We start from the raw sequence: 12,929 nt of genomic DNA, 5'->3' as shown, positions 1-12,929 counted from the left end.
TGAAACCGCTTAACTGCATAATTAAAAAATAATACAGAATGGAGGAAAAATGATGAGATATAACTTTGATCAGATCGTCAATCGTCGCAATACATATTCCCTAAAATGGGATGGCGGAGAATTAGTAAAAGCGATAGGTTATACAGAAAGGTTCGATAATGAAACGATTCCTTTATTTACTGCAGACATGGATTTGCCTGTACCTCAACCATTACTTGATGCACTTCATAAAACGGTCGATCATCGCATATTTGGATATTCTGTTTTTCCAGATGAATACTACGAATCAATTCAACATTGGTTTAAAAAGAGGCATGATTGGACAATCAAAAAAGAGGAAATTGTATTTAGTCCAGGAACCGTCCATGCTCTACATATAGCTGTAAGAGCACTAACCAATCAAGGAGACGGCGTCATTATCCAACGTCCTGTCTACCCACCGTTTACAGCTGCTATAGAAGGAAACGGACGAATCGTACGAAATAATGCATTGAAATGTGATTCAGACGGGTATTACACAATTGATTTTGAAGATTTTGAAGCTAAAGCTAAGGAAGAAAATACATCCATGTTTATTCTTTGTAATCCACATAATCCGACTGGCAGAATTTTTACACAGGAAGAATTGAAAAGGCTTTCAGATATTTGTGCAGAAAATAATGTTCTCATTGTAGCTGATGAAATCCACGGGGACTTAATCAGGAAAAACCAAACCTTTACTCCAATAGTAAAAGTCGCGAAAAATACAGATCATATAATCACTTGTACGGCCATCAACAAAACATTTAATGTCGCTGGTCTTCATTGTACGAATATCATTATTTCGAACCCTGAGATTAGGACAACCTTTAGTGAAGAAATGGGAATGCAACTCCCATCTCCATTTACGGTTGCAGCACTTATTGCAGTTTATAACGAAGGGGAAGAGTGGTTAGAGCAGTTAACTGAATATCTTGATGAAACAATGAACTATGTGAAAACCTTTCTTGCAGAGAATTTACCAACGGTTAAGGTAAGAATTCCGGAAGGCACATATGTCATGTGGTTGGACTTTAGAGGATATGGTCTTTCATCCAAAGAAGTTCATGATCGAATATATAAAAGGGCTAATGTTGCTCTTGAAGATGGAGAGATGTTTGGAGAAGAAGGAGAAGGTTATCAAAGAATTTGTATTCCATCACCTAGACCCCTTATAAAAGAGGCACTCGAAAGAATCGCGGCAGAATTTCAGGATATTGAATCTAAAAAACTATTAAATGCCTAAAAAGTTTGCATATCCCATTAATAAAGAATATAAATAGGGTCAATCGAGGGGGAAAAGAGGGTATGGAAGAAAGAGTAGCTCCAATTACACCTGAGGCAGAACATAAAAAGACTTCAACCAAGGATTTAAAAAGAGTTTTAGGTAGAGGAGATTTAATGTCTATTGCAGTTGGACAGATTATCGGGGCTGGGATTTTTGCACTAGCTGGGACTGCAATTGGAATGACAGGTAAGTCCGTTAACATTGCGTTTATGGTTGCTGCACTATTGGTTGTTTTAATGTCTTTAACTCAGATAATCGTAAGTGGAACCGTTCGGATGAGGGGGGGATTTTATACAGCAGGAGCATTGCTGGTTGGAAAGCGATTTGCAGGATTTTATACCATTATCTTTATTATTACTAATGTTGCCATAGCCATGTATGCCTTATCCTTTGCTGATTATTTTTTAGCACTTATTCCCGGACTAAATGCAACGTTAATCGCTGCCGTAGTTCTAACTATCTTTTATTTAGCCAATTTATTTGGGGTTAAGGAAGCAGCGAGAGTACAAAATGCAATGGTCATTGCTATGGCAGTCGCCTTAACTTTATTCATTGTATATGGTATGCCTCAAGTTAAGCCTGGTTATTTTTCTGGTGAAGATTTAATGCCTGGTGGAATGATGGGAATATTTACAGCCGCTGCTTTGTTAACATTTGCAACAGGTGGAGCGAATGTTATCGTAAACCTAGGAGCAGAAGCGAAAAATCCAACAAAAGACATTCCATTCGTAATCATTGTATCAACGGTTTCAGTAGCGCTAGTCTACGCCTTAATGGCAACAGTTGCAGCAGGTGTGTTGCCGGTTAGTCAGGTTGCCAATCAACCTTTAACGGTTGTAGCCCTAGAAATTTTACCTTATCCATTATATATATTCTTTGTCGTAGGTGGAGCAATGTTTGCCTTAAGTACCACTTTAAATGCAACATTAGGATGGGTAACAAAGCCGGTACTTCAAGCTAGTATTGATGGATGGCTTCCTAAACAACTCGGAGCCATTAATGATAAATTTAAGACCCCACATGTTTTGTTGACAATCTTTTATTTCATTGGTCTGGTACCGATTATTACTGGTTGGGATATAAGTGGAATTGCAAGCTTTGCTTTAATCCTGAACAATGTTTTATGGTTAATCATCGCATTAGCTACAGTTCGATTGCCAAGGGTTCTTCCTTCTATGTGGGAAAAATCAAAATTCAAAACCTCAAAAACAAATCTTTGGATTATTAGTCTTGTAGCAACTGGATCAAACGCTTTTCAAGTGTATTTATTATTAAAAGATCTAACTACACCATTGGTTATTGGAAACATTGTCCTCTTCATTTTGGCTATTTTATATGCCGTTTGGAGAGATAAATCTGGCAAGATTGATATGGAAATAAGCTATGAAGAAGCATAAGTAGAAGGTTTAAGGATTGTTCAATTGATTGTAAACGATTTCACAATAATTCAAAATAAACATTTGGAGGATATGAAGTGTCACAGAATAGTTTATATCAAAAATCATATAGTAGAAGATTGACAGAACTAGGAAAGCTTGTACCAGGTACATTCAAGGCATTTGTGGAGTTTGACAAGTTGGCTCTTTCTGACGGTTTGATTCCGAAGAAAACGAAAGAGTTAATAGCTGTGGCTGTTGCACATGTAACGGGTTGCCCATATTGTATCGATGCACACGTAACGGCATCAAAGAGATTAGAAGCATCAAAAGAAGAAATCGCGGAAGCCATTATGGTTGCTACAGCATTAAAAGCAGGTTCTGCTATGGCACATGGCTTGAATGCATTGGAAGCTTACGATGGAGAAAATAGTGGAGACCTTTATCAAAAATCAAGTATGGCAAGATTCAAAGAATTTGCAGAGTTAAGTCCAGAAGGATTCCGCTCATTTAATCAATTTGATAGAGAGGCAATGAAGCCTGGATTGATTAGTAGAAAGGACAAAGAATTAATTGCTATAGCCATTGCCCATGTAACAGGTTGTCCGTATTGTATAGAAATTCATACGAAAAATCTAAAAAAACTAGGGGCTTCACATGAAGAGTTAGCAGAAGCCATTTTCGTAGCTACCGCACTCAAAGCCGGATCAGCCCTTGCGCATAGCGTCAATGCACTGAATGCTTATGACTACTGAAAAAAAGAGAGGAAGTCTTCATATGACACAAGCTATTTTTACTGATAAGGCTCCAAAAGCAATTGGGCCATATTCACAAGGAGTTAAAGTTGGTAATTTGTTATTTTTATCAGGACAAATCCCCGTTGATCCTGACACAAATGAAGTAGTTCAGAACGATATTGTGATTCAAACAAAACAAGTAATGAAGAATATAAAGGCTATTTTAGAAGCACAACAACTTTCCGTTACGGATATCGTAAAAACAACAATTTTTCTTAAAGAAATGAGCCAATTTGCCGTTGTAAATGAAGAGTATGGCAAACAGTTAGGAGACCATCGTCCTGCTAGGTCAACGGTGGAAGTAAGCCGTTTACCAAAAGATGTACTCATTGAAATTGAGGTTGTGGCATCTTTTAATTAAGAAAAATAATAGGGTTACATACCAGATAAGCCGGCTTTCCTCCATAAGTAGGAGAGATCGGCTTATCTCTATTTATCAAGTTCTGTAAACAAGAAGTCCTGTACTATATCATTTCTGCTACTACCGGAAACAATCATTCCTAGAAAAATAGGGCCCCAACCACCCAGTTTCGTGCGTAATCACAAATGTCCACTGGAATTCTTTATCCACAACATATATATCTGTTTCGTCCCCTATATCGCTTATATGTAGTGATGCGGCATTTTCAACAAGGAGGGCATAGTCCCAATGCTGGTAAAACACATAGCATTTATTTTTTGGCTCCCGATGAAAAGCATCTATAGCCGGTTCGCCATCTAAACAGCCCTTTCTTTTATAACTAAACAGATGCCACAAATAACCGAATTCAGAAGTCAAAAGGATGTTTCTCTTTTCTTGTTCACTTAAATGACTGGCAAAATGGGATTCCCACTCGCTTCTTAAGTAAGTTCCCCATTTTGGAATTTCCCGTACCTTAATTTTTTTCCTTTTGAGTTTGTCTACTATGTCCATTTAAAAAGTGACTCCTTGAAGTTCGTCGTACTTATGCAACTTCCATAAAAACACAAGAAACATGATTTCCATGATAAGACCTATAGGGATTGTAAAGAACAGGTATCCTGCAATCACGTCGGTAGACAAATTCATCGCAAATGAATGGGAAAGCGTGATAAGGAGCATTACCGTCATATAGATTTTAAATGTTTGTGAGCTTTTTCTAAGTAAAAATTCATCTCCATGGGCAGTTACAGCCTCTATGATTAACTGGAAAATAAAGAACGCAACAATCAATTTGAAAATTTCAAGGATGCTTGTATAGATGCCCCATGGATAAATACCGGCAACAGTACCTAAATCATTTAGGTTACCATTTTGTTGAATAAACACCGTCGGGATGCTGATAATAATCAGCCCAATTAAAAGTTTTTTAAGTTTATTCCCAGTTCGATTTTCAATTGGTACCGTTGCTATTCCCGAAAAGATGAGATAATAACCTAAGGGTTCTGGTAAAATATCAACAACAAATAGTTGAATTTCTAGTAAAATAAAAAGATAGCCCCAGAATATTCGCTTAAAATTCATTAGCTCTCACCTCTTTTACTCTCGATGATTCGGTTAATCGCTTTTTGGTCTAAATAAGGATAATCATTAATTGGAAGCTTTCTCACAAACTCTTCACCTGATTTTGTTTTTCCGATAATCTTAATATTGAATTGGTAGTAACTGAATCGTGTTGGATTATACTGGAACATGATACGAATCCATTCATTTTGTTCCAAGGAAAACGGAAGTAAATTGTCACTAACCAAGTCACCCGGTAGTTCTTCCCATTCCTTATCACGATCTTCATCAAACCAATTAGGAGGGTTCGATCCAGACTTGAGTTTTTCTAATTCACGTAGCTTTTCCTGATCGAGTTCAACCTTAATCAGGATGTCATCAGACAAATCCTCTTCAAAGGGAATCTCAAAATTTTCTAGCGTAATTGGTTGTAATGCAACCATCGATTTCTCTTCTCGATGTAGATTACTGCTCGAGCTTATTTGTGTTTCTAACACATCATGATTATCCGTACTGCTAAGAAGAATAACTTTGCCGATATCGGCAAGAACGGTTTGGCCGTCAGAAAAATGGACCTCCATATCGGAAAAAATGAAAGGGCCATCACCCTCAAGTGCTGCAGGGAATGTAACGTTAACTGATTTTAAATAATGATGAGTAAATTCCTGTTCATACTGAGGTTCTTGCGGATTCCACATAAAAAAGTCATCATTTGCAACAGATAATGTTTCAATTCCGTTAATCCTTACAAAGTTTACTGTCGACGTGTCCGACTTATTCGTTACGTAATAGAAAGTGAGCATCGGCTCTTCCTGCTCATTTATTGCAAGCTCATAATAATGCTCCAAAAATATCGGTTCATCCAATTGCTTTGATTGGAAAAATAGATAATTTCCGATATAGCTTAGGACAATTACCGCTAGACTTACCCAAAATATTTTCTCCTTCAAATCAAATCCCCCAATTTATAAATCTCTAAACCTATTTTACCATCTGATATTGGAAATTTTTATATATATTATTATTAAACTGGAAATTAGTGTTAAGATGGTTAATGAGAACATCTAATGCTAGAAGGGACAATGGGGGAGGAGATTTAGGTGTATTACGATAGTGTCAGAGATGTCATTTTTATACTACTATTCTGTTGGGTTATCTTTCTTGTTTTTCAACGTGTAAATAACCGTTACCCAACGCGCAATTCATGGAAGAAGGATGTCCTTCTAACGTTTATACAAGCTTTCATAATTACCCTGCTTCTTCCATTTATCACATTGCTCATTTCTTACATAAAAGGTTGGGAATAAAAGACATTTTCTTCGAATAGACGTTACTTGATTAAAATGGGCATTTGGATACGAACCAAATGCCCGTAACATTTTCACAAACTCCACGTAAACCATTTTCCATGTCCTTCTGTTTCGCCGACGACATATTTGTACTCTTTCCCATTAAGATAATAATCCAGATGAAGGTAACGGTCTTGTATATTGTTATACAAATGAAAAATCTCGCGTTTGGTTCCGATACGTTGTACATGCTCTAGCAATTTTGCTTTCACTTCGATTGGCATTTGATTTGCGACATGTGTGTGAAATACACAAACTGCGTATTCTTTTGGGATGTCCTCAGACAACTCCTGAAGCCATTCAACACCATTGCCCTCAATCAACCGTAACTCATTTGCCTTCACATAATCAGCTGCTTTTTCCAGTAATTCTCGTCTTTCATGATGTTCTGGCCAAATGAGGGCCTTTAGCCATAGCGCATTCTCTTCATCTCGTAAATCAAGAGGATGAAGGTCGATTCCAATTCGTGTAGCCACTGGCGGAATGAAGTCTTGTAGAGTAGGAGACTTATCTCCTTGAATCTCAGCTGAAATACGTAAAGTGGACTGTTTATTTCCGAATACTTCACTCGTTCCATACGAGTAGCTGTATTGATCCCATAATAGCTGCAACCCTGCACTTGTCCCAATTTCAATCAAAGCTAGCGGTTTTTCAATAACACGATAAATATGTTGAAAAGAAGGAAAAAGATAGGAGCACCGTCTCACTTCATTTGTCTGAACCATTCTCTCTTGCAAAAGCTGAATAATCTCATTTGAAAATTGTCTACAGAAATCTTTAAAAGGGAAAAAGGATTCCTCAACATTCCGAGGATTCTTCGTCATACTTGGGTAATAGTCCTGAAGTGAATGTTGCTTTCCTTTTAATAAAAGGTAGTGTACAGCCCCAAACAGTAAGTTGGATGCTGGTTGACCTTCTCGAGCGTATGAAGCTAGCTCAAGAATTTCATCGTCATCGGCTATTTGTAAGGAAAGAAATTCATATAATTTACTTGAGCCCTTGCACTCCATAATGGCGAAGTTTTGAAACTTTTTTGAGAGTATGATTTTCATACGAGTCCCTCCCAGAAATTTTTTACAAACTTGACCGACAGATTCATAAAAGCCCATCCGAATCATCTAGTGAAAGGTTTGGTGGGCTACATGAATGAACGTACGAAACAGTTTAGTTATGATGAAATCGACCGACTTCTTGATTCAATTGATAAAGATATGTTTAAAGATATAAAATGGAAAACCATAACCGAAGAAGAAATGGAATCATTATTGAGAACTCCCTAGGGCTTAACCCTTGGGGGTTTATTTGTTTTTATGACTCTTCTACTTACTTCCATTCCCCTATTTACTTTTCCACTTGGTCAAATCAGTTCTCCTGCAATCTAGTAATCAATCATAGATGATTAGTTATTCAACAGTCTTTATAGTCAATTATGCTGACTATTACAAATATACACAAAAATAGGGCGCTGCAAAGCATAATTTTTGTACAAATGCCTCTAACATGTCAAAATAAAATCCAAATAGGTAAGAATACTAGAAAGAACCATACATGGGGTCACTAAGGGAGAGATGACTCTACTAGACCTTTTTGAAAATTCAAAGGAAGAGATTGTGAATTTCATGCAGGAAAATTTGGACCACTCGCAGAATAAAGGAGATGGAATATATGAATAAAAAGGTAATTGTTTATACCACATATGACTGTGTTGAATGTACCTTTGTCAAAAAGGTTCTCACTGAAAATGGGATTCCATTTGACGTACGGAATATTGGCGAAAGCGAAGTTTATCAAAAAGAAGTAGAACGCTATGGTTTCTTAGGTGTACCTGTTACAGTTGTAGGAGACCGAGCTGTTAAAGGTTTTAATCCTGAACTGATTGAATTATTGGATCCGTTGAAAAAAGGTTAAATGTGGTAATGATAGGGAAGACTATACGTAATTCACGTGTGAGAGATAAAGGAATAAAATATTGAATCAAAATCAATGGGTGAACCTATGGGAAAAATTAAAAGCTGGGCAAAGCGCCTAAAAAAACAAATATTCGTCTTATACTTTGCGTCCAAGGATGCAAGAGTTCCGTGGTATGCGAAACTTTTTACGGCCGGTGTGGTGGCTTACACATTCAGTCCGATTGACCTCATTCCAGATTTCATACCAATACTTGGATACCTTGACGAGGTTATTCTTGTCCCAATTGGAATCATGTTCGCGCTGAAAATGATACCAAGTGCAGTCATTGCAGATTGCGAAGTGAAAGCAGAGGAAATGATGAAAAACGGCAAGCCAAAAAACTGGGTTGTTGGGTCGTTAATCATTTTACTCTGGGTCCTTCTTTTTATCTGGATGGTGATAAAAGCGTATGAGTATTTATTGTAAACCTGTATTTCCGTGTGAAATGCAGGTTTTCTTTTGGGGAAAATGCGGATTCTGATAAAAAAGCATTTTCAATGGTAGAACAAAAATAACGAAGACAGAATAGAATTATTACGGGTGGATGGACAAAACTCTATAAAAAAGCGCTGTCACTTGTCAAATTATTATGATTAATTTTTCTTCAATCTGATGTTTATGTTTTTTTCCGTGTTATAATAATGAAAGTGAAATTGAAGATTCTAAGGTTCATAGAAGTGGCTCTAAGCAAAAACTTATCCGATAAAGAAAGGTGTTGCTGTTGGCCCATGAGACCTGTTGGATGAACTTCTCACTTTTATGTGGCTTTTAAATAGCTTATAATTATCTTATAATATTGAAATATAAATCTAATAAAAATTTTTAAAAACTGCCATCATTTGATGGCAAAGATTGAGATGAGAAAGATTGTCCGACAACGGTGATCTCAACTTTGTGACCGCCTTCATCTTTTTTGTCCAAATTTTTAAAAGAAAAGGTTGATAAATATGAGCAACATAGAAACTAAAACAGATGTCATTTTAATCGGTGCTGGTATCATGAGTGCGACATTAGGGACACTCTTGAAGGAACTTGTGCCTGAATGGAACATTAAAGTTTTTGAAAAGCTCGACAAACCGGGAGAGGAAAGCTCTCACGAATTGAATAACGCTGGAACAGGGCATGCTGCCCTGTGCGAACTAAATTATACTGTGGAAAAACCAGACGGAACAATCGATATTACAAAAGCGATTCGAGTGAATGAACAGTTCCAGGTTTCCAAGCAATTTTGGGCTTATCTCGTTAAGAAAAATCTAATCAGTAACCCACAAGATTTTATCATGCCGTTACCACACATGAGTATGGTGCAAGGTGAAAATGACGTTGCTTTTTTAAAGAAACGGTTTGAAGCGCTCTCAAACAATCCTTTGTTTAAAGGAATGAAATTTTCCGAGGATCCTAAAACATTAATGGAGTGGATTCCACTTATTATGAAGGAGCGTACATCTGCCGAGCCAATCGCGGCTACAAAAGCAGACGCTGGAACCGATGTAAACTTTGGAAATTTAACCCGGATGTTGTTTGAACACTTAAAGAACAAAAATGTCAGCATCCATTACAAACATAGCGTGAAAGATGTTAAGCGTACGAGTAACGGCTTATGGGATGTAAAGGTGAAAAATCTAGACAGTGGTGCAGTTGAACGCCATCAAGCGAAGTTTGTCTTCATTGGGGGCGGAGGTGGAAGTCTACACTTACTCCAAAAGTCTGGCATCCCAGAAGGCAGACATATTGGTGGATTCCCGGTAAGCGGTATCTTCATGGTATGTAATAATCCAGAAGTGATTGAAAACCATCATGCCAAAGTATACGGAAAGGCGAAGGTTGGTGCTCCACCAATGTCTGTTCCGCATCTTGACACAAGATATATCAACAATAAAAAATCATTGTTATTTGGACCATTTGCGGGATTCTCACCAAAATTCCTCAAAACAGGTTCAAACATGGATTTAATTTCTTCTGTCAAACATGACAACTTGTTAACGATGTTAGCTGCAGGTGTAAAAGAAATGGCCCTAACAAAGTACTTGATTCAACAAGTTATGTTAACAAAAGAACAACGCATGGAAGAATTGCGTGAATTCATCCCGAACGCTAAGAGCGAGGATTGGGATTTAATTGTTGCTGGCCAACGTGTTCAAGTTATCAAAGACACTGAAGCTGGAAAAGGTACCCTTCAGTTTGGGACGGAGGTAATCACGGCAGCAGATGGTTCAATTGCAGCCTTACTAGGTGCCTCACCAGGTGCATCAACTGCTGTTCATGTTATGCTTGAAGTCATCAAAAAGTGCTTCCCACAACATATGTTAGAATGGGAACAAAAAATCAAAGAAATGATTCCTTCATTTGGGGTATCTCTCATGGAACACCCAGATCTTCTAGAGGATATCAATGTTTCAACAGGTGAAGCTCTTGGCCTTATCGAAAAGGAAACAAAAGAGGAAAAGGAACTCGTCTTAAATTAATCTGTAAAGATTAAAAGAAATATAGATAAAAGAACCTTCAATCTTGAATGAGATTGAAGGTTTTTATCATTCAATTCATTACATTGTAACGAATTCAAAGGACAGGTGGGAGAGTCATTGTTACTTTTAAAAACGGAAAGATTGTATTTGAGACAATATGGACAAGAAGACATTTATTCTCTTCATTCTATTTTTTCTGATCCTGAAACAATGAAATATTACCCAGCCCCCTTTAGTGAAGAACAAACAAAAAACTGGATAATCAAAAACCAGAAGAGATACATAGAAGATGGCTTTGGTTTATGGGCAGTTTGTTTAAAAGAAACCAATGAATTGATAGGTGATTGCGGACTTGTTACGCAAAACGTAGATGGCCAATTCGAGGTGGAAATCGGCTACCATATCAATAAAAAATATTGGTCAAAGGGATATGCTTCCGAAGCAGCTGAAGGATGTAAGGAGTATGGCTTTTATCAACTGGGATTCACGAAGTTGATAAGTATCATTGACCCAAGAAATCTACCTTCTATCCGAGTCGCTGAGAAAATTGGGTTTACGAAAGAAAAAGAATCATTTCTTTTTGATAAAAACCACTATGTGTATTCGGGGAATAAAGAACCGTAAGAACCTTATTGGGATAGTTGAACAATAAAAATACAAAGAAGAACATTCCATTATCGCATAATTCATAACAGAATGAGAGGTAATAACATTGGGGCAAATAAAATTATGGACGAAAGACTTTATTATTATGTTTTTTACGTCCTTTTTCATTACATTAGTTTATTTCTTATTAGTCACAACAATGGCTGTTTATGCCATTCAACAATTTAACGCTTCAGAAAGTATGGCTGGTCTTGCTGCTAGTATTTTCGTTATTGGAGCTTTTATTTCTCGGCTTTTTACAGGTAGGTATTTAGAAACAATTGGACGTAAAAGGGTGCTAATGGTAGGGGCTCTGTTATTTTTTGTACCGACCCTGCTCTATTTTACCGTTTCGAATATGAATCTATTATTGTTGGTTCGCTTTATTCATGGGGCGGGATTCGGAATATCAACAACTGCCTTATCAACCATCGTAATCGATATCATCCCCAAGGAACGTCGAGGGGAAGGAATTAGTTACTTCTTTTTGAATCATACCTTAGCAACTTCGATTGGCCCATTCCTGGGATTATATCTTAATCAACATGCAGGCTTCTCGATGATTTTCATCGTGTGTACCATTCTGTCTAGTATTAGCGTAATCATTCCATTATTTCTAAAAATCCCAAGGCCAGTGATAACTGAGGACCAGAGCAATTCCTTGAAGGGGTTTAAACTATCAAATTTCTTTGAAAAAAAAGCCGTTCCGATGTCCTTAATGATTACAATCATGGGATTTGTTTACTCAGGAATCTTGTCTTTTCTTACTGCCTATGCAACTGAAATTAATTTAATAGAAGCCGCGAGCTTCTTCTTTCTAGTCTATTCAATTACTCTATTAATCTCACGACCATTCACTGGCAAATTACTAGATAAGAAAGGGGATAACTTTGTTACCTATCCATCGATTCTTTCATTTGCGATAGGTCTATTGATTCTTAGTCAATCTTATAATAGCTTTACCTTCCTCTTATCCAGTGTGTTCATTGCGCTTGGATTTGGAACAATGCAGTCTTGCTTTCAAGCTATCGCCATAAAAGAATCGCCAAAACACCGAGTTGGACTCGCCACCTCCACTTATCTTATTTGTATAGATTTTGGGGTTGGAGTTGGCCCGTTTGTATTAGGAGCCGTCATTCCGATGTTCGGCTTCCGGGGATTATATGTAACATTAGCGATTGTCATTTTTTTATGTATCTTTTTATACTTTGTTCTGCATGGGAAAAAAGCAGCAAATCAAAACTCGTATTCACAAGCAAGTTAACAATATTCCAAATAAGGGGTATTCCCCATTACTCTAAAAATGAGGCATCCATTACATGGGATTCTTCATTTTTAGTAATCAGTAGATTTATTTTCATACCAAGTGCGTTAATCTAAGATGGATTAATGCGCTTTTTTTATTGATTTAATTCAACTAAAAAACAGAGTTGTCAAATTAGAAAAATAGTAAAGACAGTAGTTCTATTAACTTATAAACCTCAGATTTATTTATAAAAAGGCCTTTATCTTCTACTATTCGTCCATTCATTTAAAAACATCTCAGAATAAATTATTAATATAGTACGGACAAGGAGGT

Annotated in this window: 15 protein-coding genes; 10 read left to right on the top strand and 5 right to left on the bottom strand. The window is 37.0% G+C overall.

Annotated features, from left to right (window positions below; genetic code table 11):
* Positions 1 to 52 precede the first annotated feature (52 nt).
* The 4 genes from BTHG_RS10235 (at position 53) to BTHG_RS10220 (ending at position 3,840) form a co-directional block, all read left to right on the top strand.
* Positions 53 to 1,264, top strand: a complete 1,212-nt coding sequence (locus BTHG_RS10235) for a MalY/PatB family protein (protein ID WP_010676653.1) — start codon at positions 53 to 55, stop codon at positions 1,262 to 1,264.
* A 62-nt stretch (positions 1,265 to 1,326) separates the two neighbouring features.
* Positions 1,327 to 2,703 (top strand): APC family permease, encoded by a 1,377-nt coding sequence (locus tag BTHG_RS10230; protein ID WP_010676652.1) that lies wholly within the window; start codon positions 1,327 to 1,329, stop codon positions 2,701 to 2,703.
* A 77-nt stretch (positions 2,704 to 2,780) separates the two neighbouring features.
* Positions 2,781 to 3,437: a carboxymuconolactone decarboxylase family protein gene (locus tag BTHG_RS10225; RefSeq protein ID WP_010676651.1), complete on the top strand. Its 657-nt coding sequence runs from the start codon at positions 2,781 to 2,783 to the stop codon at positions 3,435 to 3,437.
* Positions 3,438 to 3,459: 22 nt separating this feature from the next.
* Complete coding sequence (locus BTHG_RS10220; RefSeq protein ID WP_010676650.1) at positions 3,460 to 3,840, top strand: RidA family protein; 381 nt, start codon at positions 3,460 to 3,462, stop codon at positions 3,838 to 3,840.
* A 120-nt stretch (positions 3,841 to 3,960) separates the two neighbouring features.
* On the opposite strand, the gene BTHG_RS10215 is transcribed toward BTHG_RS10220, so the two are convergent.
* The 5 genes from BTHG_RS10215 to BTHG_RS10195 form a co-directional block, all read right to left on the bottom strand.
* Entirely contained in the window at positions 3,961 to 4,392 is a 432-nt protein-coding gene (locus tag BTHG_RS10215; protein ID WP_010676649.1) for a DUF4275 family protein, read from the bottom strand.
* Positions 4,393 to 4,962, bottom strand: coding sequence for a hypothetical protein (locus BTHG_RS10210; RefSeq protein ID WP_010676648.1), 570 nt, complete (start codon positions 4,960 to 4,962; stop codon positions 4,393 to 4,395). It abuts the gene before it with no gap.
* Positions 4,962 to 5,891, bottom strand: coding sequence for a hypothetical protein (locus BTHG_RS10205; RefSeq protein ID WP_010676647.1), 930 nt, complete (start codon positions 5,889 to 5,891; stop codon positions 4,962 to 4,964). The genes BTHG_RS10210 and BTHG_RS10205 overlap by 1 nt, the downstream gene beginning before the upstream one ends.
* Positions 5,892 to 6,164: 273 nt before the next feature.
* Complete coding sequence (locus BTHG_RS27075) at positions 6,165 to 6,320, bottom strand: hypothetical protein (protein ID WP_187370773.1); 156 nt, start codon at positions 6,318 to 6,320, stop codon at positions 6,165 to 6,167.
* Between the two features lie 2 nt (positions 6,321 to 6,322).
* Positions 6,323 to 7,342: a DUF2332 domain-containing protein gene (locus BTHG_RS10195; protein WP_010676646.1), complete on the bottom strand. Its 1,020-nt coding sequence runs from the start codon at positions 7,340 to 7,342 to the stop codon at positions 6,323 to 6,325.
* Between the two features lie 90 nt (positions 7,343 to 7,432).
* Between BTHG_RS10195 and BTHG_RS26755 the strand changes: the two genes are divergently transcribed.
* From BTHG_RS26755 to BTHG_RS10160, 6 genes are all read left to right on the top strand, one after another.
* The gene (locus tag BTHG_RS26755; RefSeq protein ID WP_157256168.1) at positions 7,433 to 7,570 is read left to right on the top strand and encodes a hypothetical protein; all 138 of its coding nucleotides are present in this window, start codon (positions 7,433 to 7,435) and stop codon (positions 7,568 to 7,570) included.
* Positions 7,571 to 7,955: 385 nt separating this feature from the next.
* Complete coding sequence (locus BTHG_RS10180; protein WP_010676645.1) at positions 7,956 to 8,198, top strand: glutaredoxin family protein; 243 nt, start codon at positions 7,956 to 7,958, stop codon at positions 8,196 to 8,198.
* A gap of 87 nt (positions 8,199 to 8,285) precedes the next feature.
* Complete coding sequence (locus tag BTHG_RS10175; protein ID WP_148361192.1) at positions 8,286 to 8,666, top strand: YkvA family protein; 381 nt, start codon at positions 8,286 to 8,288, stop codon at positions 8,664 to 8,666.
* A 521-nt stretch (positions 8,667 to 9,187) separates the two neighbouring features.
* A complete protein-coding gene (gene mqo, locus BTHG_RS10170; RefSeq protein ID WP_010676643.1) occupies positions 9,188 to 10,705 on the top strand; it encodes a malate dehydrogenase (quinone) in 1,518 nt (505 codons plus the stop codon).
* 117 nt (positions 10,706 to 10,822) lie between these two features.
* Complete coding sequence (locus tag BTHG_RS10165) at positions 10,823 to 11,329, top strand: GNAT family N-acetyltransferase (protein WP_010676642.1); 507 nt, start codon at positions 10,823 to 10,825, stop codon at positions 11,327 to 11,329.
* Positions 11,330 to 11,417: 88 nt separating this feature from the next.
* Positions 11,418 to 12,614: an MFS transporter gene (locus tag BTHG_RS10160; protein WP_010676641.1), complete on the top strand. Its 1,197-nt coding sequence runs from the start codon at positions 11,418 to 11,420 to the stop codon at positions 12,612 to 12,614.
* Positions 12,615 to 12,929 lie beyond the last annotated feature (315 nt).

It is taken from the genome of Bacillus timonensis, assembly GCF_000285535.1.
Taxonomy (GTDB): domain Bacteria; phylum Bacillota; class Bacilli; order Bacillales; family Bacillaceae_L; genus Ferdinandcohnia; species Ferdinandcohnia timonensis.
This window is presented reverse-complemented; position numbering and strand designations above follow the sequence as displayed.